Below are 24,793 nucleotides of genomic sequence, written 5' to 3' on the forward strand. Positions count from 1 at the left end.
GTAAGCTAAGAATATCGGGAGCCGTATGCGATGAAAATCGCACGTACGGATCTAACAGAGAGGGGCTAGGGATAATACCCTACCTCGACTCAACCTGGGTGGTATATCCACCAATGCGGAGTATTACAGTGTTTTTTGACGATCGCCCCCCTGAGACTTATCGAGGCGATCGCTTGTTAACGGATGAGTTGTTTCCTAATTTAGCAGTCACATCAGAGCAGTTCTTTGTCAAAGCAGGTATTTAGCGAGCAGGGCTGGAATTACGATTTAGTCGAAATACTAGAAATTGAGTGACTTGGCGATCGCTAAAGTTATCGTCACTTACCAATATCAGGCTTTGCGAACCATCGGCTAAACGGGGACCGATGGTCATTCCTTCTAAATTATCTAATTTAATCCCCAGATTTGCTAAATCTAAAACTAGCTTTTTGCGGATTGATCGCACATTGGGACTATTCCGAAAACTCTTGATGGCTGAGGTGTCATTTGCATCACCTGTAAAAATCTGCCATATTTTAGCGCTCAGTCCATCGCCTCCATTAGAGCGTTCAAGGGTGAGAAAGTGACCGCCGCGATCAAGGGATACGATGTCATTGACCCCAATTTGAGTGACGGTCGGAGTCATTGCTTCGACGGGATAGCGATGCTCAGCAACGATTAGCGGCGCGATATTACCAACAAGATAATGCAAAAATCGGCTTTCAGATGGCTGACTCTCATCGGTTTGAGTATCTTGAGCAAGCGCATTTTCGGTAATCGTAAAAACGCGATAGGGATCACCGATGGAGTCACGAATTACGGTGAGTGCTTCAAAGCCAAGATTGTCTTTTACTCCCTGTGGCTCTGGATTAGGAAGTTGATTCTTGTTAGAATTTGGTTCCTTTTTTGGCTCGAATAGATAGCGCTGAGGAATCGGTAAGCTTCTGAGCCATTTACCTGTCAATAGGTCGAACTCGTCGATAAAGGGAGGAATGCCCTTGCTAGCTAAACCTTCACTGGAAACGAGAACTGTGCGATCGCCTGTTAATGCTATTCCTTCAGGATCAACTTCACCCTTAGCATAGGTGTTACCCGTTTTATCTTTGAGGAAATCTACACCAATTACTTCTACATTTTCAAGGTTAGGCTGTTCTTTTTGAGGACTAAATTTTAGCTTGAGCGCGTAGAATCTCGCTGGTGCGAATTCACTGCGATCATCAGAAATCGCATAGAAAACATCATCAATGCGATCGTAAGTCAGTCCCGATAATCCGCCCACGGGAGTATTCTCACAATTTTGTTTTGGTAATTGATACTCATTAACGAAGACCAGCGATACATTCAGAAATGTGCGATCGCTTGCCATGACTGGTAAATGATCAATGCTAAAAACTACCAAAAATACGAAGTAAAACCCAATTAATAAATTCCCAAGTTTTTTCGGTAAAAGAGAATGGGGGGGCTTTGTGCCGCCATTCTCTTTTGTTTTTTGATTTTGTTTTAGCATGACGAAAGTTAAATTTACTGATAGCTGCATGTTATACCAAAACACAAAATGGCGTAACCATTTTGTGTTTTAAAAACTCTTACTGGGATTGGGTTTTAGCTCACAAAGGTGTGGCGATATTTTTGCGAATTGGTATTTGGGCTGCGCGGCAAAATAAGAGCCAGATTTTTGATGACGCGGCTTTGCCGCGTCATCAAAAATCTGGCTCTTTATTAAATTGCAGAACTCTTTTGTGGATAGGTATTATGGCTAGGAGACAAAACTGACAAGATAAGCTACTGATCCATCTTCTTGTCTGCTTTGTTAATTAATCTTGACCTAAAAACTTTTTGGCAAACTAAACTTAACTGCATCTTTAACGTTCCTTAACCTTGTGTTGACGGATGCAGTTTAGTATCAATCTTAACTAGTTTAAATGCCTAGTCAACCGTAACAGATATAATCGCAGTAAGATTTCTATGATGTCTAAAAAGAGTATCAATCGTAGTGTAGTCAAGTTTGTAGCTGGTGTTACACTTGCTACAGCTCTAGCGTCCTGTAGCGGTAGCAGCACCCCCACAGCCCCCACAACTGGTGCAACTACCCCCGCAGCGACATCAACAACGGCGATGAAAGATCCTGCACCAGCAGCTTCTAGCCTATCTGGCAACATCACCATTGATGGTTCTAGCACCGTTGCCCCAATTAGCAAAGCTGTTGCTGAAGACTTCGCAAAATCTAACCCTGGCGTAAAAGTTCCTGTTGGTACAAGCGGTACTGGCGGTGGCTTCAAGAAATTCTGTGCTGGAGATACTGATATTTCTAATGCATCTCGTCCGATCAAGTCGAAGGAAGCGGAAGATTGCAAGAAAGCAGGTGTTGAATTTATCGAGTTACCAGTTGCTATTGATGGTTTGACTGTAGTTGTTAACAAAGAAAACACTTGGGCAAAGTGTCTGACAGTCGCAGAACTCAACACAATTTGGAGTCCTGAGTCAGAAGGTAAAGTCACCAACTGGAATCAAGTGCGTCCTGACTTCCCTAACGAGCCTCTAGCCTTGTTTGGTGCTGGTGCTGACTCTGGTACATTTGACTACTTTACCGAAGCCATCAACAAGAAGGAAAAAGTGATTCGTAAGGATTACCAACCTAGCGAAGATGACAACATCACCATTAAGGGTGTGCAAGGTGGTAAAGGCGGCATGGGCTTCTTTGGGGTTGCTTACTTTGAAGAAAATGCCAAAACTTTAAATGCTGTTGAAGTCGATGGCGGTAAGGGTTGTGTTGCTCCAACTGCTGAGAACATCAACGGTGGTAAATATTCGCCACTATCTCGTCCTCTATTCATTTACGTTAACAAGAAATCCCTTGCTCGTCCTGAAGTAAAGGCTTTTGTTGACTACTACTTTAAGGACATTAAAGTTGTCAAAGAAGTTGGCTATGTGCCACTTCCTACCGACGCTTTGCCTAAAATCCTAGAGCGTGTGACTAATGCTAAGGCTGGTACAACCTTTATGGGTGCTGAAGCTGGCGTACCGATCGCTGAATTGTTGGCAAAGGACTTGAAATAATTTCAAGTTAGTTTTGAGCTAAGCCCTCCTATTTCGATGGGGGGCTTTGACTTTTGATGTACTTGATTAGGAACCTTTATGACAAGTCCTGTAATTCCCCCTCCAGTTGAAGATCTTGATCTTTATCAACGCCGTGATCGCAATATTAAAGAGAGTGCGATCGGCTACGCGTTGCTTTTTTGTGCTTTCGTTTCTGTTCTGACCACAGTTGCGATCGTCTATGTACTTGCATCAGAAACGGTCAGTTTTTTTGGCAAGGTCAACATTGGCGAGTTTTTATTTGGTAAAACCTTAGAAAATGGCAGCTATAGCTGTAGCTGGACTCCTCAATTTGCTGACAAAGGTTTTTGTGTTTGGCCAACAGTAAACGGCACGATGATGGTAGCGCTAATTGCAATGTTGGTAGCCACACCTCTAGGCTTAGCAACTGCCGTCTATCTGTCAGAATATGCAACACCAAAGGTGGGTAAATTCCTACGCCCCATAATTGAGTTGTTAGCGGGTGTCCCTACTGTTGTGTATGGCTACTTTGCCCTGACATTTATCACCCCAATTCTTAGCAAAATTATTCCTGGATTAAATGGGTTTAATGCTCTCAGCGCAGGTTTGATCATGGGTGTGATGATTATCCCGACGATCGCCTCAATTAGTACCGATGCGATGCTCGCCGTACCAAGATCTCTCCGTGAGGCAGCTTATGGGCTTGGCTCCACCAAAAAAGAAGTAGCTACCACAGTTGTTTTTCCAGCCGCCTTGTCAGGTATCTGTGCGGCAATCATTTTAGGTATATCCCGTGCAGTTGGTGAGACGATGATTGTGGCGATCGCGGCGGGTCAACGTCCAGTGCTAACTCTCGATCCTAGACAAACAGTTGGCACAATGACCGCCTATATTGCTCAAGTTGCCAAGGGCGACTCAAGGGTTGGCAGCGTCGAATACCAAGCACTCTTTGCGGTGGGGATGACGCTATTTCTGATCACACTTCTTCTCAATATTATCAGTAAGCAAATTAGCAAACGATTCCAAGAAACCTATGAGTAAAGGGTTAGACATCTTAGAAAATATTGACGAGCAGCCTAGCGAGTCAAAATTTGAACCAAAGCTTGAGTCAAGGCAACTATGGGGGAAAATATTTGCAGCTTTCTGCATTTTTGCCACATCCCTTGGATTAATTATTCTCGCCTTCTTAATTTATGACGTATTTAGCGATGCGGCTCCTCGTCTTAATTGGGATCTATTTCAAAACTATCCCTCGCGTCGCCCACTAGAGTCTGGATATAAAGCCGCGATTCTTGGCTCGATCTGGATGCTTGCCTATGTATTGCTGCTAGTAGTCCCCCTTGGAGTTAGCTCAGCAATTTATTTAGAAGAATATGCCAAAAAGAATTGGTTATCAGAGTTAATCGAGCTAAATATTTACAACTTAGCTGGTATTCCCTCGATTATCTATGGATTGTTAGGACTAGGACTATTTGTGCGCGGTTTATATAGTGGTCGTGCTGTGCTAGTTACAGGGATTTTGACGATTACTTTATTGATTTTACCGCCAGTGATCGTTATTTCTAGAGAAGCAATCCGAGCCGTTCCTCAATCAGTCCGCCAAGCTTCCTATGGAGTCGGTGCAACTAAGTGGCAAACAATTCGCCATCACGTCTTACCTGCGGCTTTACCAGGGATTTTGACTGCGGTAATTATCTCTACTTCTAGAGGCATTGGTGAGACTGCGCCAATTGTGGTTCTCGGCGCTGGTACGGTTTTATTTGACCCCAAAGCTTCTCCTATCAACTTTGGAGCTTTATTCAGTGGTAAAATAGGAGATGTATTTACCGATACATTATGGTCAAACGACAACTTCTTTTCCGTTCTGCCTTACCAAATCTATGAGTGGGTTGGCGATCCGAAACCAGAATTTCAAACACTTGCTTCGGCGGGGATCGTAGTGCTTTTATTACTGGTTTTGGGGATGAACTTAGTGGCGATTTTCCTACGCAACCGCTTCCAGTAATCCAGAGTGTTCGACAAAGAATAAATCTAACGAATTTGGTTTTTTACAATGAACTTAAGTGACAAGCAAGCCGAACATGAGTCAATCTTGATTGCAGAAGACGTTAATGTTTTCTACAGTTCAAATACACCAGCCGTTGCAGGCGTAAATCTAGAGATTTACAAAAATCAAATTACGGCTTTCATTGGTCCTTCTGGCTGTGGCAAAAGTACAATTTTGAGGTGCTTTAACAGACTTAATGACTTAATCGAAGGCGCAAGAGTAAAGGGGAAAATCACCTTCAATGGTCATAATCTCTACGATCCTAAGATTGACGCTGTAGCAGTACGTCGTCATATTGGCATGGTATTCCAACGTCCTAACCCATTTCCTAAGTCTATTTTTGAAAATATTGCCTTTGGTCCAAGAATTAATGGATTCAAAGGCTCTAAAAATGATATGGCTGATTTGGTCGAAAAATCATTGCGATCAGCAGCAATTTGGGATGAAGTCAAAGACAAACTCAACGAGAGTGGTCTAGCTCTTTCTGGTGGACAGCAACAACGTCTTTGTATCGCCCGAGCGATCGCCGTTGAGCCACAGGTAATCTTGATGGATGAGCCTTGCTCAGCGCTTGACCCGATCTCCACCCTTCGCATTGAAGAATTAATGCAGGAATTAAAGCAAAAATATACGCTGATTATTGTGACGCACAATATGCAACAAGCCTCGCGATCAGCAGATATGACGGCTTTCTTTAATACCGAACTTTCTGACAATGGCAAGCGGATGGGCAAATTAGTAGAAATTGATCGTACTTCAGTTATTTTCAGCAGTCCGAAGCAAGTAGCGACTGAAGAATATATTAGCGGTAGATTTGGATAAAGATTAAAATAGGTAAAGGTCGTGCGAAGCGCGACCTTTACCTATTTTTTTGATGAATTTCATGGTTTTAACAAGTACTGAAGCGATCGCTGGTCAATATTGGCTGTGGCGGGAACAAAAAATTTATTTTGTCAAAGCAGGAAATAATCCTCAGCGTCCACCGTTGCTCTTAGTGCATGGGTTTGGGGCATCAACCGATCATTGGCGCAAGAATATCTCCGAACTTAGTCAAGAGTTTGAAGTATATGCGATTGACTTGCTAGGCTTCGGGCGATCGCAAAAACCTGCATGGCAATATAGTGGCAATCTTTGGCGAGATCAACTCCATGATTTTATTACCGAAAAAATTCAACGTCCAACCGTAATTGCGGGCAACTCCCTTGGTGGTTATTCTGCGTTATGTGTAGCGGCTGATTATCCACAATCAGTTGCCGCAGTGATCTTGCTCAATAGTGCGGGTCCATTTACAAACACTAATCCCCTTGGTGCTAAGAAAGTAAATCCGATCCAAAAAGCGATCGCCCCAGCCTTGCAGAAAGCGTTGCGCCAGCCTTGGGCAAATCAATTACTATTTACCTTTGTCCGCCAAAAATCGCGCATTCGTAGCACCCTCAAAAAAGTCTATTTAGATCAATCTGCTGTTACCGATCAATTAGTCGAAGATATTTATCGTCCGTCTTGCGATCAGGGGGCTGCACAGGTTTTTGCATCAGTATTTAGTACTCCGCAAGGCAAAAAAGTTGATGAGTTGCTGGGAGCGATGACTTGTCCCTTAATGACGATTTGGGGTGAAGGTGATCCTTGGATGAATTCCCGTGCTAGGGGTGCAAAATTTCGTGAGTTTTATCCATCACTCACAGAGCATTACATTAATGCAGGGCATTGTCCCCACGATGAAAGTCCCCAAATCGTGAATAGATTAATTCGAGATTGGTATGAATTAACTCTATAGTGAAAGAAAAGTTGGTGCTAAGCACCAACTTTTCTTTCACTATAAAAAACTAACGAAATGGCAACTTGGCAATGTATTAGTAGCTGTGGCGCTTGCTGTCATCTCGATCCGAGTGAGCGTCCTGACCTTGCAGATTACCTGACTGCCGCCGAGCTGCAACAATATTTGAGCATGGTGGGTAGCGATGGCTGGTGTATTAACTTCGATCACCTTAATCGCAACTGCAAAATCTATGATCAAAGACCTCGCTTTTGTCGAGTGGAACCTGATACTTTTTATGACATGTTTGGTGTTGAGCCAGAAGAACTAGATGACTTTGCGATCGCCTGTTGCGAAGAAAATATTGAGTCGATTTATGGCGATCGCTCATTAGAACTATTACGTTTTGAGAAAGCAATTAGTGCTACATAACAAAAGGAAATGGCGGCGCTTCGCGCCGCCATTTCCTTTTGTGACTGTGATCACCTACACATATATATGAGAGTCACATCTATCTACAGATACAAGTCACATCTGAAGCTTTGATTTTAGCGGAAACTTATTGTTATAGAGGTAGTCCTAAAGGAGTGACGATACATCAAATCAATCGTGATTTGTCATTACTCAAACAGCAATTACTTCTCTAGTTCTGTCCTTATCGCAATATACGCCTAGTAAAAGATCATGAACAACAAGAGTGTCATCAGAAACTTAGTCAACCGCGCTCTCCTCATTAAAAGACTGACTCCTGAACTGGAAAACATGATTAACCATGAACTTTCTGAGCAAGGATATATTACCGATCCTGACTACGAAGCTCTAGAATATCTCATGAAAGCCGTTGATCAAGGTAAAGTAAGCCAAGTTAGCTAATATTCGCCATTATTAGCTAACTAAGGACTAGATTTCGTACTAAGGCTGTAGACTAGGATTGCAAAATTTGAAGTCTTGCATGTATGGGTTATCTGACCTATTCGCACCTACATGATCAATTTCGATCGCTACCTCGAAAGATGGGTTATTGGTTGCTGTTTTGTGGTGTAGCGATATTAATAGCGATCGCTGTAAACGCTTGCCAATCTGAATCGGGTATCGTTCCTGCCTTACCGCAGCATCCAAATATTCAAGTATTTTTTAATCAAAATCAAGCTGCTCGATACACTGATCCATATCGCAAAATCGAGCGTCTGGGGGACAATCTTGAAAGGGTAATGATTGATAATGTCAGCAACGCTAAATTTAGCCTTGATGTTGCTGTCCAAGAATTACGCTTACCAAATATAGCTAAAGCCATCGTCGATGCAAGATTGCGGGGTGTCAACGTTCGACTGATTCTTGAAAATAAATATAGTCGGGCTTGGAGCGAATTAATTCCTGAGGAAATTGAGAAGCTGAATTCCCGCGATCGTGATCGCTATCAAGAATTTCAAAAATTTGCCGATATTAACAATGACGGTCGCTTAAGTGAAGATGAATTGGATCGTCGTGATGGTTTGCGGTTAATCAAAGTTACCAATGTTCCTTGGATTGATGACACTGCTGATGGCTCAAAAGGCAGTGGACTAATGCACCATAAATTTATGGTGATTGATGATCAGATTGTTTTATTTGGTTCAGCCAATTTGACCATGAGCGATATTCACGGTGATTTTACGAAACCTCAGACCAGAGGTAATGCCAATAATCTTGTGCGTATTGATAGCAAAGAACTTGCCGCAAGATTTAAGAAAGAGTTTAACCTGATGTGGGGGGATGGTCCCAATGGTAAGCCCGACAGTTTGTTTGGCACTAAAAAACCTTCCCGTAAAATTGATTATCTAATTGTGGGTGGAGCGCAGATCCGCATTAAGTTTTCTCCAGATCCTGAAGATACGGCTCGAGAGCAAACTAGTAATGGACTGATCGCTACGGCGATCGCAGGAGCTAAAAACAATGTCGATATGGCTCTATTTGTCTACTCCGATCAATTTATTTCCACAATTCTCGAAGAACGTCAACAGTCAAATATGCAGATTCGAGCCTTAGTGGAACCACAATTTGCCTATCGTGATTACTCATCTACCCTCGATATGTGGGGTTTACAGTCTACTCAAGATTGCAAAACAGGCAAAAGTAGCGCATGGAAACAACCAATTAAAACCGTCGGTATTCCCAATCTTGTATCTGGCGATACTTTGCATCATAAGTTCGCGATTCTTGATCGCACTTTAGTGCTGACAGGTTCACACAATTGGACTAATGCGGCGAATCATACTAATGATGAGGTTTTAGTTGCCATTCAAAATGAGACTGTAGCAGCCCATTATCAAAGGGAATACGATCGCCTTTATCAAGATGCTACCTTTGGCCCCACTGCAAAACTAGTTCAAGCTACTTCCAAAAGCTGTGCTGAGCGAGTTAAAGGCAAAGCTAAACCAATGACTGAAGAGGCAGAGTTTTAATCATAGCGATCGCATGGTGCTTAAGTTTTGTTAAGCTAGAGTGTCTGAAATTTTGTGCGCCAAAAATTGCGTTAATAGAAATATGGTCAATCTGGTTCAAACCGTCAAACCCACGATCGCTTTTTCCCACTTGGGTTGTGAAAAGAACCGCGTCGATACGGAACACATGTTGGGATTATTAGTGCAAGCAGGTTATCAAGTCGATAGCAATGAAGAGCTTGCCGATTATGTAATCGTCAACACCTGTAGCTTTATCGAAGATGCTCGCCGCGAATCTGTGCGGACATTGGTTGAACTTGCCGATATGGGCAAACGCATCGTCATTGCTGGTTGCATGGCGCAACATTTCCAACAAGAACTACTTGATGAAATTCCTGAAGCAGTTGCTCTTGTCGGTACTGGTGACTATCAAAAGATTGTCGATGTAATTGAACGTGCCGAGAAAGGCGAACGAGTCAAAGAAGTTACTCAAGTTCCTACCTATATTGCCGATGATACCGTGCCACGCTACCGCACTACCAATGAAGCAGTAGCCTATGTGCGCGTTGCTGAAGGTTGTGATTATCGTTGTGCGTTTTGCATTATTCCGCACTTGCGTGGGGATCAGCGATCGCGCACGATTGAGTCGATTGTGACGGAATGCGATCGCCTTGCTAGTGAAGGAGTCAAAGAAATTATCTTGATCTCGCAAATCACTACTAATTATGGATTAGATATTTACGGTCAGCCGCGCCTTGCCGAACTCTTAACGGCTCTTGGACAAGTTGATGTGCCTTGGATCAGAATGCATTACGCCTATCCCACAGGCTTGACTCCGAAAGTCATCAATGCGATGAAGTCCACACCCAATGTGGTTCCCTATTTAGACTTGCCATTGCAGCATTCCCATCCCGATGTATTAAGAGCAATGAATCGTCCTTGGCAAGGTCGGATCAATGACAAGATCATGGAACAACTAAAGGTGTCGCTGCCTAATGCTGTGACCCGCACCACTTTTATCGTTGGCTTCCCCGATGAAACTGAGGAGCAGTTTGAGCATTTATTAGAATTCGTGAAACGTCATGAATTCGATCATGTTGGTGTGTTTACCTTCTCCGCCGAGGAAGGTACACCAGCCTTTGATTTGCCCAACCAATTACCTGAAGAAGTCAAACAAGAACGCCGCGATCGCATCATGGCAGCTCAACAGGAAATATCCTTCAAGAAAAACCAGTTGGAGATCGGCAAAACCGTTGATGTATTGATCGAACAGGAAAATCCTGATACAGGTGAACTAATTGGGAGATCGGCAAGATTTGCTCCTGATGTTGATGGTGTTGTCTATGTCCGCGATCCCCTCGGCAAAGCCACTCTCGGTTCCATGTTTTCCGTCAAAATCACTGCCGCCGATCATTATGACCTATTCGGCGAAATTGTCTAATTACTTGCCTTTTAAATTTTCATGATGGCTTTGTCATCATGAAAATTGGTATTAATTTGGACTTCAAATAATTGGCGAGAATTATATCCAAAGGATTACAGCCTTGTTTTGGTATATGAAGCTACATGTTTTTTTATCAAATTTATAGCTAACTGAGAAAAATAACTTTTATATAACTTTTTAACTTCTTTTTACTAACCTTTGTATATCTATTAATGGTTTTACAAATTAGAAAAGAGTGAATAATTAAGAGTAAGAAGCAAGAAAGAAGTTTGTGTTGTCAGCAATCTAAATTTACTGCTACGTCAAATGCTAAGCCTTAGAAATCAGACTATTACTCTCTCAAAGAAGCGAAAAGGAAGAACAATGGATACAATTACTAAAGTGAATCAGCTATCCTTCCGCCAAGGTTTAAACAGCGAGACTGCTTTCACCATTAAACTTACCAATAGCAAGTTCGATAGCTTTGCAGGATCTGAACTGTTTGGTAAAGTTGAATCTTGGGTCTCAGCTAATGTGATGATGAACAGCAAAGAAGTTCCTGTCTTGATTGTTGATATGGAAAATGTAGAATTTATCGATAGTCAAGGTTTACAAAAGCTAATAGCATGTCTGAGACTAATGCAATCTCAAAAGAGTAACTTGTTACTTTGCTCTCAGCAGCCTTCTGTTAGTCTTGTATTTGAAATCACAAGAATTGACCAATTGTTTGCTGTTTTCCCTAGCGTTGACAAATTTATCAATCAATTTGATAAGCAAGGACAAGGCTCTGAATATCTACTAGCTGCCTAATCCCAAAACACAAAATCTTACAGTAAAAGCCTCGCTGCGCGAGGCTTTTACTGTTTTAGCTCTGCGTTTAATAAAACAATAATTTTCGGGAAATAGTTGCAATGACAATAGTGGCACACACGACTAAAAATTGACCTGACAAAACTTGGACAGAATATTGCCAAAATGAAGTTTGGATGGCACTAAAGTTAGGTATTTGAATTGCAACTAAATAGATGATGCCGACCAGATGAATTGCCAATAATCCACCAAAACAACTAATTGCCATTTGCCCTAAACTTGGTGGTCTCAAAAAAGCAAGAAATCCGCAAAGCCATCCGCCTGCCACAAATCCTAGTAGATATCCAAAAGCAGGAGATTTGAGGTAACTTAATCCACCACCTTGATAAAATACACCAAATCCGCTTAAGCCCAAAGTAATGTAAGTAATTTGCGATAGTAATGCAGCGTAGCGTCCACCGAGACAACCTGTAATCAGGACTGCACCAATTTGCATAGTGACGCTGATCGACATCGACTCGATCGCAACATTGTTTCCCTGACCTGTGAGAGATGGCAGGAGCATGGAAGGTTGAATGAATGTACTCGCAATTGTCAGCAATAGCCCAGACAATGCCCACATTAGCTGTAACGGTTTTGGCACAAGCGTCTCAGTCAGAAAATAGATGCAATATAGAATCGTACATGAATTTTGGTCAAGAATTATCAAGGTGATGCAGAGCATCACCTTGATAATTCTTGACCAAAGGCAACAATCGCGTTCTGTCCGCCAAAGCCAAAACTGAAGTTAAGTGCATATTGCAGATCGGGCGATCGCTCAGCTTGGTGAATAATCCGCAAATCAAAGGCAGGGGTTTGCATTCCTACACAGGGTGGTAAAAGGCGAGCGCGTAAAGCTAACAAACAAAATGCTGCTTCGATCATGCCTGTCGCTCCTAGCGTATGACCAGTTGCTCCTTTGGTGGCACTAACGGCGATATTTGGGAAAAATTGTTGAATTAGTTCCGCTTCACGAGCATCATTTAATTGAGTAGCCGTACCATGCACATTAATGTAACCAGCCTGATCCGCATTAATTTGCGATCGCCGCAGACAATCTTTGAGGGCGATCGCTGCCATTTTATTGTCTGGATTGGGACTAGTGGCATGATAAGCATCATTGGTAATTCCCCAGCCTAAAATCTTGCCATAAATATTTGCGCCACGTTGTTTAGCTGAATCTAATGATTCCATTACTAAAACTGCCGATCCTTCTCCTAACGCAAAACCTTCACGTTCTTGACTAAAAGGATATACGCCAGATTTGGCTAATACATTGATTTTTTGAAATCCTGCAATTGTCAGTGGTGTAATCGCAGTATCAGTTGCGCCAGCGATCGCTAACTCACATTGCCCCGAACGGATTAATTCACAAGCTTGAGCGATCGCCCAGTTTGCGGTGGCACATGCCGCCATCGGTGCAAATACTGGGGCTTGAGTTTGTAATAAATTCGCAATTTGAGCAGATAAACTTGCTGGCTGGCTTTGCCACCATTGGTTCTCACTTAAAAGTTTTTCAGGGCTATCTAGAAGTAGTTCTAATTCTCTTTGATTACTACGACTAGAACCAATGACAACTCCGCAGTTAGGTAATGAAATGTCTAGATTTGCATCAGAGATCGCTTCTAAGGTCGCTTTTTCTAATAAATATTGCGATCGTGACGAATGATTATCGCCTAAGGAATTAATCCTAGCAATAGGAAGTTGTAATTGATGGTCAAACTTGATTCCTGATTCACTAGCTAACAGTCTTTTCCAAGTAGTTTCGCGATCATCTGCGATCGCTGTCATCATACCAATACCTGTCACAACGACTGTCTTGCCACTAACTTCTCTATCCCAAGATTTCATCGACAGTAATACTTACATCAGGAAAAGCAAGAATAGATAAATTTTGTCCACGATAGACTTTGAAGGTTTCTTGATAACCTTTACTAGTTGGGTATCGATAAACTTCTATGCAAGCACTATTAATATCAACCAACCAAACTTCAGTAATCCCATCTTCAGCATAGAGAGGGATTTTCAACTCGCGATCGCTATCGATTGTACTATCAGCAACTTCAATTAATAGAAATACATCCTCAGGCTGTGGTAATCCAGATTCATAGCAATCAGATTTACGCTTTAACAACACTACATCTGGTTCAGGCTTAGAAGTGTTATCTAAAGCTAAAGGGTTCTGTACACTAAGTAAAATGCGATCGCCTAATTTTCTTGTGAAAATATCCGACAATCGAATTACACAAGCTGCATGTCTTCGACCAATGGGTGACATTTTAATTATTTCTCCTCTAATTAGTTCTACTCGCTCATTGTCGGCTAGCACTCCAGACTCAGCCATCCGATCATATTCTTTGACGGTGAAGAGGCGCTTAAGCACTGATGTCGTTGGCATATATTTACCTCCGTGGAACTGCTTTTATTCTAACCTTGAAATGTTTGACAGCGCTTTGTGCTTAAGCCCAAACCAAGAGATTTTTGGGAAGTGTTGCAAAGCAACACTTCCCAAAAATCTCTCTATGGTAGCCAGCGTGGAACTGTGCCGAACATTGGTAATACTTCAGGTTGTAGAGGACCTGAACCTTGATTATTATTAATCGGCAACATAATTAGTTGGGTTGGTACTTGGGGAGTACGAGAATTTCTAGATGCTTGAGCGGAGTCTTCTGAAACAGGTGGAGCATTAGAGGATTCTTTGCTGCTGGGAATAGCCGAATTCAAGAGAATTGATTGACCATCAGGAGCAATATTAAACTGAACTTCTCTTTGGGGTGGAAGTTCTAAAAGTCTTCGGAATTGAGTAGATTCTAAATCGATCGCCGCAAGATATGGCTTCTCCCGAAAGATATTTTTTGCAGTGTCCTGTTCTACATCCGTTAACAAGCAATAAATGGTCTTCTCTTGCGGATCAAACTGAGCGCCAAGAATAGACCCATTAATTTTTGTAAGTTCTTTCTGTAATCCTTGATTATTTACCAAGTAGAGCGATCGCGTATAGTCCTTATTAAATTTAATTGTGGCTGCCTTTGTGCCGCTTCTACCAAAATTTAAAACCGTGCCAAATCTTGGGAGAAAGTCCAACGGTGGGGCTTGCGGCTCAAGGGGCAAAATCGCAACTCCTTCGCCTTGAGCGATCGCCACCGACGCGCTGTCGGGCGTAAACATAAAATCGCCCCCTGGTTGATTATCAAGCGCTCTTGCTGGTTCATTCTCTTTGATGAGCCAGAGTCCATAGCGTCCAACTTGCTGACGGCTGAGACGCTGTACCAAGATGTTTTTGCCATCTGGAGAGAGATCGAATTTAAAGTTTTGATAGTCATCACTCCCAAGAATAGGTTTTATCTCTGGTGGATTAGACGTGAGCCGATCTTCACGATCAAGCCCTGTCGTTACTGTATAGATTTTTTGGTCAAGAAGGCTTTGCCCCGCAGTTTCGATCGCCCCAAATAAAATCTTTTGGCGATCAGGATAAATCCGAAAATCTAGAACTGTCAGATTAGCAGGTGTTAAAACGCGCTTTTCCTTTTGTAGCACATTGTAAAGTACAAGGCGACCCCGATCTTCTCCTTGCAAACCGATATAAGCAAAATATGGTTTTGGTGTTGTAAAGCTTCCTGTAAAAGGTTCAATCGCTTGTTTATCACCAGATTCTCTAGCAAAGCGATCGTAGGCATTTTCTAGTTTGACTGTATAGGATTTACCATAACTAGCTGGTGCTAGGGGCGTATAGGACATCCGCCGTGATGACCAACTGATTTTGCCTGCTAGGGGTGGATCAAACTTAAGATTTTGTTCAACACTGTCTCGATCCATTGGGCGGTTAAAAGTTAAAGAAAAAGAAATATTAGTGGCATCAATCTTCTGTCCTTGCCAACTAAAGTCTCTTACCTGCGGGGCTGTGCGATCGCCTACCCACAACAATATGGCGATCGCCACACTGAGCACTGCTACTAAACCGATGGCATAACGATCGAGCGGCTGAGAAAATAATTTAAAGCGAGGGCTAAGTTGCATAGCTGAATAATTTAGCCGAATGAAATAATTAAATAAGAATCTTGAAACTTTGCGCCAGTGGCTTGTTTGCCAGCTAGTTCATTGGGCAAGAAAATATTACGACGTTGATCGCCTGCTTCGATAGTGACTTCTGGCCCTAGCTGAATTAGTTTGACTTGTTTTTTATTAAATGTTGGCAAAAACAACTTGACTTGCTTGGTTACTGCATTAATTTCAATGGGTTTTGGTGCAAGACTAGCAAGACGATCAGGGATTGTTAATTCTGTCACTTGGTCGGGGATTTGACATACTGCTAGAGGTTCAAAATCTGCATCATTAATTTGCTCCCTAGCCAGCACCCCTCCAACGGTCAAGCCAATTTGCTGAGCGCTACCCCATAAATATTTTGCTGTGGCGATCGCGTAAGGATCACCAGTTGTGACTAGATACGCCGCCACACGACTAGGATCGTTCACTGCTTTTTGACCGCGAGTTAATACTGACGACATTTCTCCTGCTTGTTGTGAAATATCATCAGTGCTAGAGACTTGGAGAATACTTCTTAAAATTGGTTCGACAAATGGCGAAATTGCTTGCCCGATCGCTGAACCTGTTAGTACTTGTTTAAAGCGGCGTAGATACCAGCCTAAAATCTCTGGCATTCCTAGCATTCTCAATGTTTCGAGATCGCCAACACCATCGTAAATAATTACGTCATACTTACCTTCTGCATCACGTTCGCGCAAGAAGCTTAAACCTAGTGCCGCGTCCATTCCAGGTAAAATCCCAAGCTCTTGACCATACACTTCTTTAAAAAAAGGAGTCCGCAAGTACTGGGTTTCCAAGCCTTTCATCTTGTCCCAATAGCGTTCAAGCAGAAGTGTTGACTGTAAATGTACAGCCGCAAAATTTGGTGCAACTAATTGCGGATCGTTAGCTAACTCAGCACCAAGCCTCATGCTAAGGCTATCTCCTGCTTGCTGACCAACATATAAGACTTGTTTGCTCTGGGCGGCAAAAGCACGCGCAACCGCGATCGCAGTCGTTGTTTTGCCAACACCACCTTTACCGAGAAATGTCAGAATTAGGCTCATTGGGCTTCTGCACTAGCTTTTTTAGATGAGGACTGGGAGTGAAGTGAGGAACAATAACTTCAGGAATATTAATGGGCTGATGTGTACGAGGATGACTTCCTGAACGGGCGCGACGATGGCGTACACTAAACTTACCAAAACCACTAAGGGTTATGGATTGGTGATTGGATAATGCTTTGGTAACACAGGTTATTACAGCTTCGAGGCTAGCGGAAGCCATACTATAGCTTAGCCCATCAACTTCAGCCATCATGCCCCGAATGATATCTTGACGGTTAATATCTGCCATAGGGCTTATTCGTAATTAGGATGTCGCGCAACACGCAACATCCTAATGCTTTTAGGCTGATTCTAACTCATCGGCAAAGAACCAAGACTTAGTGCTATCAGAGAATTTGACGATGTAGCCCCATTTGCTACCATCCATAATTTTCTCTTCTTTGATTACGCCGACTTCGCCAATTTTGTTAGAGATTGCCTTACCGCTACCATCTTTGAAACCACGAACACGAACTTTTTGTCCAACTTGCATAATGTTTGCTTCTCGTACCGAACTCGATTAATCTGTTGCGTTTGCTTTAAAAAGTTTACATTAGATGTTAGCTCTATAAAATAAAGAACCAATTTGTTATGGTACGACTCCGCCTCACCATAACAAATTGGTTCTTTAATACTCACGAGGAATGCCACGATGCCAGTGTCGATCGCCCAAATACAAAAATGGAAACAGCAAAAAAAGCCGATCGCGGCGTTGACAGCAAGTGACTATGCGATCGCCAAACTGCTCGACAAAGCAGGCGTGGATATGATCTTGGTGGGTGATTCTCTGGCGATGGTAGCGCTTGGTTACAAAAACACCTTGCCTGTTACCCTTGATGACATGATTCGTCATGCTCAAGCGGTCGGGCGTGGAGTTGATAATGCTTTACTAATTGTTGATATGCCATTTCTCAGCTATCAAATTTCTGCGGAAGAGGCAATGCGATCGGCGGGACGCATTTTCAAAGAAACTGATGCGCGGGGCATTAAGCTTGAAGGTGGGTATCCTGATATGGTTGAAACGATTTGTAAGCTAGTACAAGCAGGAATGCCAGTCATGGGACATGTGGGCTTAACCCCGCAATCGGTGCATCGGATCGGTTATCGGGTTCAAGGTGGTACTCCTGATACAGCCGAAGAGATTTTACATCAATCTAAAGCTTTAGTGGAAGCTGGTATTTTTGCACTGCTATTAGAAAATATCCCTGCGGAGTTAGCGACTAAAATTACAGAACTAATTCCTGTCCCTACAATTGGTATTGGTGCAGGTCAAGGCTGTGATGGACAGATTTTGGTAACTCATGATGTTTTAGGCTTATCCGATTGGCAGCCTCCCTTTGCCCGTAAATATGCTGATTTGCAAAGCTCGATAACAGAAGCTGTTAAGCAGTATTGCCAAGATGTAAGAACCAAATCTTAGAAGATAGGTAAAATCAAATGCTAAGCGCACCTGTAGGATATAAGACCCAATCGATTGATACCAGTATTGATGCTGAAATGTATCTGTTCAATCGCTTAAAATCTCTGACACTAATTCAAAAGGCTGAAAAAGTTAGCGGCTGGACAAAAGGATGCTTAGAACTCTATTTAGTTGGTCTTCAGCAGCGCTATCCAAATATAAGTTTATGCAAGTTGCGATACGAATTTGCTAAAGCTACACTTAAATTTAATTTCTCTGATTCTGTATATCAAAATATTTCTGCATACGAGCAACCACTTATGCTTACTGATCCAATTTCACTAGCGCTGGATGTAGCCGCAATTTTTAATGGTTTAGATATTCCCTATTTAGTCGGTGGATCGGTTGCAAGTACGCTAATGGGAGAGCCGAGAGCAACTGAAGATGTAGATATTGTTGCTGATTTAACCATAGAAAAATTAATTCCATTACTACAATCTCTCCAACCCAGATTCTATGTCTCTGAAGATGCAGTTAGAGATGCAATTAGGTTCAAGCGTTCCTTTAATCTAATCGACAATGATTCTCTGGGGAAAATAGATGTTTTTGTGCTTAAAGATAACCCTTTTCCTCAAATTGAGTTTCAACGTCGCCGATCGCAATTAGTGAGGCAAAATCCCGACCAAATGTTGGTACTACCCACTCCTGAAGATATTATTTTGCAAAAGTTAGTTTGGTATCGGATGACTAAGAATGAGTCACAGAGACAATGGCGCGATGTTTTGGGTGTTTTGAAACTACAAGGCGATCGCCTAGATTTTGATTATTTGCAAAACTGGGCTGAGGAACTTAGCCTTAGTGATTTGTTAGAGACTGCTTGCACAGAGTCAGGGATAGAACTTTTCTTCTAAATAAAAAAGGAACGCTTCGCGTTCCTTTTTTTGGGCTTACCAACTGCGTCCATTTACCGATCGCCTTAAACCAGAGCCAACCAATTCGCGCTCTTCGCCTTGAAAATTGCTCATAGAATTATTGATTAAATCTTGCTGTTTATCATCTTGATATTTTTGCTCATCGCGTAATAACACCTCACGGACTGCCCGCACCATTGATCTCTGGGCAAGTTTAGAAATGACATCGCGACCGAAGGTGAGAGTTTGACGCTTAGTGAGAATACGGGTTGCTAAAGGCAAAATGTCGGTGGGAGCGATCGCCTTGTCTTTCTGGAGAATTGTCCATAGTCTCGCAATATAGCCCAAACTTGATGGAGTCTCAGTTTTAGCAATTGTTTCTTTGACTTGAGGATCAATCACGATATTGCCGATGGGTGACGTGCGAAATCTTTCTGGTAAACGCTTGCTTGCCTCAACTTCGATGCCTTTGACGATCTCATCGATGATGCGATCGTGCATAAACTCACTGCGATCGGAAAGTAAGAAATCAATTCCTTTGTCGAGAGTTCCATTCAAGTTGTAGTCAGGATTGGTTTGAGCATTGCTGAGCAAATTCTCTAGACGATTCCATCGGAATTCACCATCACGGAAGAGTAAATCCTTGAGAGCCATTCTTAACTCTGGTGCAGAGTCATTCAGCAAACGATTAGCAACGTAGGGATAGGCGACAGCTAAAACCTTGAAATTAGGATCAACGCTAAAGGCAATGCCTTCTAACGTGACAAGCGATCGGATAATCAACGCATAGTAAGCAGGAACTTGGAAGGGATAGTCATACATGATCTGCGATAACTGATCGGTCATGTCTTTAAAATCCATTTGTGTCAAGCTTTGACCTTCAGGTGGATTGAAGACTTCCGATAGTGCGGGGACGATCGCAGCAAAGTCGATATCTTCAGTCAAAAAGCCTAAACGCACATAGTCTTTAGAAAGAGCAACAAAATCACGATTGACTAAATGCACGATCGCTTCGATTAGTCCAAAGCGCTGCTCTGAGGAAACTTGGCTCATCATGCCAAAGTCGAGATAAGCAAGTTTGCCATCACCCATTACTAATAGGTTGCCTGGGTGTGGATCGGCGTGAAAATAGCCATAGTCGAGCAATTGACGCAAAGAGCATTGCACACCAACTTCAATGATGTGACGACTATCAAAGCCAGCTTCTTTGACTCCCTGCACATTAGTTAACTTAATGCCTTCAATCCATTCCATCGTCAATACACGCTTAGCAGTATATTGCCAATAGATTTTAGGAACATAAATTCCGTCCAATCCACCATAGTATTCAGCAAATTTTTCGGCGTTTTGACCTTCAAAGGTGTAGTCCATTTCCTCAAAAATACGACTAGCAAACTCATCAAGGATGGCGGCTAAATTGGTACGCACAAATTTGAAAGTCTTCTTTAGCCATGTAGCAATACCACGCAGGATATACATATCGAGCGCAATACCTGCGGCAATGTCAGGGCGTTGGACTTTGATGGCAACGAGTTCGCCTGTTTTGAGTTTGCCTTTATAGACTTGACCTAATGAAGCAGCAGCGATCGGGTTATCGGAGATTTCGGCATAAACTTCCGAAGGATCGGCTCCTAATGCATCGCGAATAAATTGATAGGCGATTTCGTTAGGAAATGGTGGCAGTTGATCTTGCAGTTCGGCGAGTTCGTCCATGAATACAGGTGGCACGATGTCAGGACGGGTCGAGAGGGCTTGACCAATTTTGATAAAGGCTGGACCGAGACGGGTTAGTAACTTTCGCGATTCGATCGCTAATTTTTTTAATTCTGTGGCTGAGGCTTTGGCACTGAGGCGTAGTCTCAGAATCAACCAGATCAGTGGTACAAAAATCACTATGCAGCGCCACCAGACCCGCAAAGGTTGGTTGCGGTAGTAGTTTGCGATCGCGTCAATGTCATAACGATCTAACTCAAAGTCTGTTTTGGTTACGGGCATAGAATTTTTGTAGACTCATCTGTAGACTTATATGTATAGATTATTTTAACAATTTGTAACAAGATTCGGGATAGCTCTCTAGGCTTAAGTTTACAATTACAGAGACTCTAAATTTTTAGATATGCCCTAAAAATTACTACAACCCAAAAAAGTCTCAGAAATACCTCTATGTCAGTTCCCGATTTTCAGTCAATTATGCTGCCATTAATGCAATTTGCTAGTGATGGCAAAGAGCATTCATTCAGAGAAAGTGTGGAATACTTGGCAGAATTTTTTAAATTATCTGAGAATGATAGAAAAGAATTATTACCCAGTGGGCAACAACCTACTTTTGATAATCGTGTTGGCTGGTCAAAAACATATTTACTAAAGGCTGGTTTACTGGAATCTCCTCGACGCTCTATTTTTCAAATTACGATCAGAGGTAAAGAAGTTCTTAGCCGCAATCCATCTCAGATTAATGCTAAGTTTCTCAAGCAGTTTCCTGAATATCAAGAGTTTGCAGGTGCTAATACAACTGTTGAAAATTCTAGTCAGCTGCCTCAAGATCCTTTAACTGAGCAAATTACACCTGAAGAAGCTTTAGCTACAGCTTATCAAAAACTAAAACTAGCTTTAGCTCAAGACCTCTTGACCCTTGTTAAAGACTGTACACCTGATTTTTTTGAGCGCCTAGTTGTAAAGTTATTAGTTAAGATGGGCTATGGTGGCTCAATTCAAGACGCAGGAAGAGCGATTGGTAGAAGTGGTGACGAGGGTATCGATGGCATTATTAAAGAAGATCGTCTTGGCTTAGATGCAATTTACATCCAAGCGAAAAAATGGGAAGGTACGGTAGGGCGACCTGAGATTCAAAAATTTGTTGGAGCCTTGGCAGGACAAGGAGCGAAAAAAGGTGTATTTATAACCACTTCTAGCTTTTCTAGAGATGCCTATGAATACGCCAAAAATATGAAAGATACAAAGGTGGTTTTACTAGATGGCGAACAATTGACTCAGTATATGATTGACTACAACCTAGGTGTGTCAATCATTTCGCAGTATGAGCTTAAAAAGATTGACTCTGATTTTTTTGCTGATGAATAAATTGCTGAATATTTAGAATTATCTTAAATTTCTTGGTTTCAATGAATGGAGTAAAATAAACCATAGATTTTTTATTTATTGCTGCTATGAGTCAAACCGATAACCTAGAAGAACGCTTTCGTGAGCTAGAGCGCGAAGTGATGGGCAATAAGCAACAAACGAGTAGCCAACCCCACGATCCAAACAAACGTGCTGAACCAGAATTTGTGGCTGTTGGGCAAAGTGTAGAGGCAGCTAAAACTGGCTTAGGTAGTCTTATTGCTTGGGTAAATAGCCTAACTGGAGCAACCAAAGTTGCCGCGATCGTGGCGATCGGGCTAGTTTCATTTACAATTCTGAGTTTTGTATTTAAACTAGTATCACTTGCCATTTCCATCGGCATTATGGCGCTAGTCGGGTTTATTTTGTACAAAGTATTCTTTGAGCCAAGCCCAACGAAATAAATAATAAAAATCTTTACTGCGTAAAGATTTTTATATCTAAAACTAAATGTCTATCAGGACTAATTCCTATGACTATTTCTCGTGCATCTCGTAGACCAATTCAGCCGAAATTGCGTTCTATGCCTCTACGGAAAACCCCTTCGGCGCTATACATCCAGATGCATCAACTCGCCAATGAGAAAGAGCGGCTACAGGAAGAACTGGTACGAGTATGCGATCGCCAGCAACAAATAGTTAATCGCCTTGCCGATCTTGATCGCAATCTCGCGCAATTAGATCTTGAAGTGGAGAATAACGCTGTAAGTGCAGAGATGACTGAGGCACAGTTTGTTAATAAAATTAAGGCTAAGCCCACAGAGCGTATTCAAACAATCCGTGGCGCAACCTATGAAAGTATGACGATTGAATACTAGTCAAAGGGGTTTGAGTTTTGATTTTGCCTAAGGCAAAATCAAAACCGCTATGGGAAGTGAATTTGTAGTAGCGAAACATCATCACCAAATTTGGCGTTAGGAGTTTCGCTCTGGATTTTTTGCAGAACTGAATTTGTAGTAATTTCTGCACTCAACGAGAATTTTTCTACTAAGTAATTGAAAAACTTAGGCATTCCCCATATTTTGTCATTTTCTTGCATAACCTCAAAAATGCCATCACTGCAAATATAAAGTTTACTGTCTGTCGCTATCGATAGTTCCGAGCTAGTGTAATCCACATCAGGGAAAAATCCTATAGGCATATCTAGACTAGGAAGTTCTTGAATCTGGGGATTTTCAGGAGTTCCAGAAATCAAAATTCCTTGGGGATGTCCAGCATTAGCATAGATCAGCTTGCGTTGCGATCGCTCATAAACTCCATACCACATTGTGAAATAGCGCCCATTGTGCTGACTCATCTGAAAAGCTCGATTAAGCTCTATCATAATTGTGCTAGGTTCGTAAAACTTCTCTTTACCAAAGGACTGCGATCGCAAGAGATTTAAAATTGAAATGGATAATAATGCTGAACCTACGCCATGACCAGAAGTATCGATTAAATAAATAGCTAAATGATCAGGATCTAGCCAATAAAAGTCATAACAATCTCCACCTAGTTGACTAGAAGGAATAAACTCAGCCGTAATGTTTACTACACCTTCTAAAGTCAAGGGCAACAAAGCTCTTATATATTCTCCTGCCTCTGCAAGTTCCGCCTCTAGTAACTGCTTTTGTGATTGTAAGTCTTTATTAAGTTGATAGATTCTTAAACCCGCTCTAACACTAGCGATTAATTCAGTCTTATCGATCGGTTTAGATAAAAAATCATCAGCTCCATTATCTAGAGCTTTCACCTTATCTTCGACAGCACCTTTAGAAGTTAATAAAATAAAGATTGTTGAAGATAAATTATCATCCAGCTTAATTTGATGACAGACTTCTAATCCATCTATGTCTGGCATCATCCAATCACAAATGATTAAGGCTGGTTGATATTGTTTGGCTAATGATATTCCTTCCTTTCCATTCTTTGCGACAATTACTTCATATTTTTGTGCTTGCAGTGTATTTTTCAGAATCATTTGCATGACAAGATCGTCATCGATTACAAGAATTTGCTGCATCCTGATTACCTTATGGACTATATGTTATAGCAAAACACAAAATGGCTATGCCACAGCAAAGAAAGGGGTAGTTAGGACAAGTGAAAGAAAACTCGTTGTATAGCGTCTCTCAAACTGTCCCATTGTCTAACTATCTTACTGACATAATTCTTGCTTCTACCACTATTTGAACTCTTGCACAGAGAGGACAAAGTATTAATAAGTTAGGACAGTTCGTTTCAGGGGCGATCGCAGATCTAGAAAGTATCTTTTTGTTTACGCTTGGGTATGAAGTATGAATTTATGTAAATTGAGCGATCACACAGAGATTGCTAAAGCTAATAGCACTCTGAATCATAACTGTAATATATTTAGCTCTAAGTAGCTAGGCATAAGAAAACTCAAAATAGGAAGTATCAAAGCCAAGTGAATCGTAACGGGAAAGAAGAGCATTTTCTAAGCCCCAGATTAAATTATCCTCAGAGTCGAACATTAGAGTCGAACATTTGCCCAGAAAGATGGTCACGCTTTAAATGCAACCATTCCAATTCAATGGGATTCATCTCAGAGCAGTAGGGAGGCAATTGAAATAAAAATAAGCCTTTACGCTGCCACTCAGGAATTTCTAATTGTACCGCCTTACAAATATGAGTAGAGCTATTGTCTTGACCAATGACAATATAGCAATCCTAAATGAGTTGTGGAAAAAAGCCATACTTAAAAATC

The 24,793-nt window shown here is 41.9% G+C and carries 26 protein-coding genes and 1 pseudogene; 16 read left to right on the forward strand and 11 right to left on the reverse strand.

The features are described from left to right. A pseudogene (locus B9G53_RS27885) lies at window positions 1–245 on the forward strand (hypothetical protein); the annotation flags it as partial. Here the strand turns inward: B9G53_RS27885 and B9G53_RS02945 are convergent. Then, on the reverse strand, window positions 242–1,486 hold the full coding sequence (locus tag B9G53_RS02945; protein ID WP_094529085.1) for an esterase-like activity of phytase family protein: 1,245 nt from the start codon (window positions 1,484–1,486) through the stop codon (window positions 242–244). The pseudogene B9G53_RS27885 and the gene B9G53_RS02945 overlap by 4 nt on opposite strands. A 458-nt stretch (window positions 1,487–1,944) precedes the next feature. Between B9G53_RS02945 and B9G53_RS02950 the strand changes: the two genes are divergently transcribed. The 10 genes from B9G53_RS02950 (at window position 1,945) to B9G53_RS02995 (ending at window position 11,489) form a co-directional block, all read left to right on the forward strand. Continuing rightward, the gene (locus B9G53_RS02950; protein WP_176453067.1) at window positions 1,945–3,036 is read left to right on the forward strand and encodes a PstS family phosphate ABC transporter substrate-binding protein; all 1,092 of its coding nucleotides are present in this window, start codon (window positions 1,945–1,947) and stop codon (window positions 3,034–3,036) included. 78 nt (window positions 3,037–3,114) lie between these two features. Then, complete coding sequence (gene pstC, locus B9G53_RS02955) at window positions 3,115–4,077, forward strand: phosphate ABC transporter permease subunit PstC (protein ID WP_094528890.1); 963 nt, start codon at window positions 3,115–3,117, stop codon at window positions 4,075–4,077. After that, window positions 4,070–5,041 (forward strand): phosphate ABC transporter permease PstA, encoded by a 972-nt coding sequence (gene pstA / locus B9G53_RS02960; RefSeq protein ID WP_094528893.1) that lies wholly within the window; start codon window positions 4,070–4,072, stop codon window positions 5,039–5,041. Before pstC ends, pstA begins: the two co-directional genes overlap by 8 nt. Window positions 5,042–5,089: 48 nt before the next feature. Beyond that, window positions 5,090–5,905 carry a phosphate ABC transporter ATP-binding protein PstB gene (gene pstB, locus B9G53_RS02965; RefSeq protein WP_094528896.1) on the forward strand — a complete coding sequence of 272 codons (816 nt, stop codon included), beginning with the start codon at window positions 5,090–5,092 and terminating at the stop codon, window positions 5,903–5,905. A gap of 61 nt (window positions 5,906–5,966) precedes the next feature. Further along, entirely contained in the window at window positions 5,967–6,857 is an 891-nt protein-coding gene (locus B9G53_RS02970) for an alpha/beta fold hydrolase (protein WP_094528899.1), read from the forward strand. A 57-nt stretch (window positions 6,858–6,914) separates the two neighbouring features. Continuing rightward, window positions 6,915–7,268, forward strand: coding sequence for a YkgJ family cysteine cluster protein (locus B9G53_RS02975; protein WP_094528902.1), 354 nt, complete (start codon window positions 6,915–6,917; stop codon window positions 7,266–7,268). A 252-nt stretch (window positions 7,269–7,520) separates the two neighbouring features. Next, a complete protein-coding gene (locus tag B9G53_RS02980; protein WP_094528905.1) occupies window positions 7,521–7,709 on the forward strand; it encodes a hypothetical protein in 189 nt (62 codons plus the stop codon). Window positions 7,710–7,792: 83 nt separating this feature from the next. Next, window positions 7,793–9,277, forward strand: coding sequence for a phospholipase D-like domain-containing protein (locus tag B9G53_RS02985; RefSeq protein WP_094528907.1), 1,485 nt, complete (start codon window positions 7,793–7,795; stop codon window positions 9,275–9,277). An 82-nt stretch (window positions 9,278–9,359) separates the two neighbouring features. Next, window positions 9,360–10,697, forward strand: a complete 1,338-nt coding sequence (rimO, locus tag B9G53_RS02990) for a 30S ribosomal protein S12 methylthiotransferase RimO (RefSeq protein ID WP_094528910.1) — start codon at window positions 9,360–9,362, stop codon at window positions 10,695–10,697. A 366-nt stretch (window positions 10,698–11,063) separates the two neighbouring features. Next, window positions 11,064–11,489, forward strand: a complete 426-nt coding sequence (locus B9G53_RS02995) for an STAS domain-containing protein (RefSeq protein ID WP_176453068.1) — start codon at window positions 11,064–11,066, stop codon at window positions 11,487–11,489. Between the two features lie 67 nt (window positions 11,490–11,556). On the opposite strand, the gene B9G53_RS03000 is transcribed toward B9G53_RS02995, so the two are convergent. From B9G53_RS03000 to B9G53_RS03030, 7 genes are all read right to left on the reverse strand, one after another. Continuing rightward, window positions 11,557–12,132, reverse strand: a complete 576-nt coding sequence (locus tag B9G53_RS03000; protein WP_094529090.1) for a biotin transporter BioY — start codon at window positions 12,130–12,132, stop codon at window positions 11,557–11,559. A gap of 80 nt (window positions 12,133–12,212) precedes the next feature. Further along, entirely contained in the window at window positions 12,213–13,379 is a 1,167-nt protein-coding gene (locus tag B9G53_RS03005; RefSeq protein WP_094528916.1) for a beta-ketoacyl-ACP synthase, read from the reverse strand. Further along, window positions 13,363–13,926 carry a Uma2 family endonuclease gene (locus tag B9G53_RS03010; protein WP_094528919.1) on the reverse strand — a complete coding sequence of 188 codons (564 nt, stop codon included), beginning with the start codon at window positions 13,924–13,926 and terminating at the stop codon, window positions 13,363–13,365. Before B9G53_RS03010 ends, B9G53_RS03005 begins: the two co-directional genes overlap by 17 nt. Window positions 13,927–14,048: 122 nt before the next feature. Then, entirely contained in the window at window positions 14,049–15,545 is a 1,497-nt protein-coding gene (locus tag B9G53_RS03015) for an Ig-like domain-containing protein (RefSeq protein ID WP_094528922.1), read from the reverse strand. Between the two features lie 11 nt (window positions 15,546–15,556). Then, window positions 15,557–16,618, reverse strand: a complete 1,062-nt coding sequence (locus B9G53_RS03020) for an ArsA family ATPase (protein ID WP_094528925.1) — start codon at window positions 16,616–16,618, stop codon at window positions 15,557–15,559. Beyond that, window positions 16,590–16,907 (reverse strand): HU family DNA-binding protein, encoded by a 318-nt coding sequence (locus B9G53_RS03025; protein ID WP_094528928.1) that lies wholly within the window; start codon window positions 16,905–16,907, stop codon window positions 16,590–16,592. The genes B9G53_RS03020 and B9G53_RS03025 overlap by 29 nt, the downstream gene beginning before the upstream one ends. 51 nt (window positions 16,908–16,958) lie before the next feature. Then, window positions 16,959–17,150 (reverse strand): DUF2862 domain-containing protein, encoded by a 192-nt coding sequence (locus B9G53_RS03030; RefSeq protein ID WP_094528931.1) that lies wholly within the window; start codon window positions 17,148–17,150, stop codon window positions 16,959–16,961. 159 nt (window positions 17,151–17,309) lie between these two features. Here B9G53_RS03030 and panB point away from each other — a divergent pair, with 159 nt between their 5' ends. Both panB and B9G53_RS03040 read left to right on the forward strand, forming a co-directional pair. Further along, window positions 17,310–18,077, forward strand: a complete 768-nt coding sequence (panB, locus tag B9G53_RS03035) for a 3-methyl-2-oxobutanoate hydroxymethyltransferase (RefSeq protein WP_094528934.1) — start codon at window positions 17,310–17,312, stop codon at window positions 18,075–18,077. Between the two features lie 17 nt (window positions 18,078–18,094). Then, a complete protein-coding gene (locus B9G53_RS03040; protein ID WP_094528937.1) occupies window positions 18,095–18,967 on the forward strand; it encodes a hypothetical protein in 873 nt (290 codons plus the stop codon). 36 nt (window positions 18,968–19,003) lie between these two features. Here B9G53_RS03040 and B9G53_RS03045 read toward each other — a convergent pair whose 3' ends face one another. Next, window positions 19,004–20,962 (reverse strand): AarF/ABC1/UbiB kinase family protein, encoded by a 1,959-nt coding sequence (locus tag B9G53_RS03045; RefSeq protein ID WP_094528940.1) that lies wholly within the window; start codon window positions 20,960–20,962, stop codon window positions 19,004–19,006. A 168-nt stretch (window positions 20,963–21,130) separates the two neighbouring features. Here B9G53_RS03045 and B9G53_RS03050 point away from each other — a divergent pair, with 168 nt between their 5' ends. The 3 genes from B9G53_RS03050 (at window position 21,131) to B9G53_RS03060 (ending at window position 22,904) form a co-directional block, all read left to right on the forward strand. Next, complete coding sequence (locus B9G53_RS03050) at window positions 21,131–22,048, forward strand: restriction endonuclease (RefSeq protein WP_094528942.1); 918 nt, start codon at window positions 21,131–21,133, stop codon at window positions 22,046–22,048. Window positions 22,049–22,134: 86 nt separating this feature from the next. After that, a complete protein-coding gene (locus tag B9G53_RS03055) occupies window positions 22,135–22,491 on the forward strand; it encodes a hypothetical protein (protein WP_094528945.1) in 357 nt (118 codons plus the stop codon). Window positions 22,492–22,559: 68 nt separating this feature from the next. Next, window positions 22,560–22,904, forward strand: coding sequence for a hypothetical protein (locus tag B9G53_RS03060; RefSeq protein ID WP_094528948.1), 345 nt, complete (start codon window positions 22,560–22,562; stop codon window positions 22,902–22,904). Between the two features lie 47 nt (window positions 22,905–22,951). On the opposite strand, the gene B9G53_RS03065 is transcribed toward B9G53_RS03060, so the two are convergent. Then, window positions 22,952–24,088, reverse strand: coding sequence for a PP2C family protein-serine/threonine phosphatase (locus tag B9G53_RS03065; protein WP_094528952.1), 1,137 nt, complete (start codon window positions 24,086–24,088; stop codon window positions 22,952–22,954). Window positions 24,089–24,546: 458 nt separating this feature from the next. Then, complete coding sequence (locus tag B9G53_RS28925) at window positions 24,547–24,747, reverse strand: transposase (protein WP_094528955.1); 201 nt, start codon at window positions 24,745–24,747, stop codon at window positions 24,547–24,549. Window positions 24,748–24,793 lie beyond the last annotated feature (46 nt).

Origin of the sequence: Pseudanabaena sp. SR411 (assembly GCF_002251945.1) — a bacterium.
GTDB lineage: Bacteria > Cyanobacteriota > Cyanobacteriia > Pseudanabaenales > Pseudanabaenaceae > Pseudanabaena.

Coding starts and splice junctions, on each gene's coding strand:
- B9G53_RS03005 (WP_094528916.1), bottom strand. CDS start 13,379: ATGAAATCTTGGGATAGAGAAGTTAGTGGCAAGACAGTCGTTGTGACA.
- pstA (WP_094528893.1), top strand. CDS start 4,070: ATGAGTAAAGGGTTAGACATCTTAGAAAATATTGACGAGCAGCCTAGC.
- B9G53_RS02975 (WP_094528902.1), top strand. CDS start 6,915: ATGGCAACTTGGCAATGTATTAGTAGCTGTGGCGCTTGCTGTCATCTC.
- pstB (WP_094528896.1), top strand. CDS start 5,090: ATGAACTTAAGTGACAAGCAAGCCGAACATGAGTCAATCTTGATTGCA.
- panB (WP_094528934.1), top strand. CDS start 17,310: ATGCCAGTGTCGATCGCCCAAATACAAAAATGGAAACAGCAAAAAAAG.
- B9G53_RS03020 (WP_094528925.1), bottom strand. CDS start 16,618: ATGAGCCTAATTCTGACATTTCTCGGTAAAGGTGGTGTTGGCAAAACA.
- B9G53_RS02945 (WP_094529085.1), bottom strand. CDS start 1,486: ATGCTAAAACAAAATCAAAAAACAAAAGAGAATGGCGGCACAAAGCCC.
- B9G53_RS02950 (WP_176453067.1), top strand. CDS start 1,945: ATGATGTCTAAAAAGAGTATCAATCGTAGTGTAGTCAAGTTTGTAGCT.
- B9G53_RS02970 (WP_094528899.1), top strand. CDS start 5,967: ATGGTTTTAACAAGTACTGAAGCGATCGCTGGTCAATATTGGCTGTGG.
- B9G53_RS02995 (WP_176453068.1), top strand. CDS start 11,064: ATGGATACAATTACTAAAGTGAATCAGCTATCCTTCCGCCAAGGTTTA.
- B9G53_RS03050 (WP_094528942.1), top strand. CDS start 21,131: ATGTCAGTTCCCGATTTTCAGTCAATTATGCTGCCATTAATGCAATTT.
- rimO (WP_094528910.1), top strand. CDS start 9,360: ATGGTCAATCTGGTTCAAACCGTCAAACCCACGATCGCTTTTTCCCAC.
- B9G53_RS03055 (WP_094528945.1), top strand. CDS start 22,135: ATGAGTCAAACCGATAACCTAGAAGAACGCTTTCGTGAGCTAGAGCGC.
- B9G53_RS03060 (WP_094528948.1), top strand. CDS start 22,560: ATGACTATTTCTCGTGCATCTCGTAGACCAATTCAGCCGAAATTGCGT.
- B9G53_RS02985 (WP_094528907.1), top strand. CDS start 7,793: ATGGGTTATCTGACCTATTCGCACCTACATGATCAATTTCGATCGCTA.
- B9G53_RS03010 (WP_094528919.1), bottom strand. CDS start 13,926: ATGCCAACGACATCAGTGCTTAAGCGCCTCTTCACCGTCAAAGAATAT.
- B9G53_RS03040 (WP_094528937.1), top strand. CDS start 18,095: ATGCTAAGCGCACCTGTAGGATATAAGACCCAATCGATTGATACCAGT.
- B9G53_RS03065 (WP_094528952.1), bottom strand. CDS start 24,088: ATGCAGCAAATTCTTGTAATCGATGACGATCTTGTCATGCAAATGATT.
- B9G53_RS03030 (WP_094528931.1), bottom strand. CDS start 17,150: ATGCAAGTTGGACAAAAAGTTCGTGTTCGTGGTTTCAAAGATGGTAGC.
- B9G53_RS02980 (WP_094528905.1), top strand. CDS start 7,521: ATGAACAACAAGAGTGTCATCAGAAACTTAGTCAACCGCGCTCTCCTC.
- pstC (WP_094528890.1), top strand. CDS start 3,115: ATGACAAGTCCTGTAATTCCCCCTCCAGTTGAAGATCTTGATCTTTAT.
- B9G53_RS03025 (WP_094528928.1), bottom strand. CDS start 16,907: ATGGCAGATATTAACCGTCAAGATATCATTCGGGGCATGATGGCTGAA.
- B9G53_RS03015 (WP_094528922.1), bottom strand. CDS start 15,545: ATGCAACTTAGCCCTCGCTTTAAATTATTTTCTCAGCCGCTCGATCGT.
- B9G53_RS03045 (WP_094528940.1), bottom strand. CDS start 20,962: ATGCCCGTAACCAAAACAGACTTTGAGTTAGATCGTTATGACATTGAC.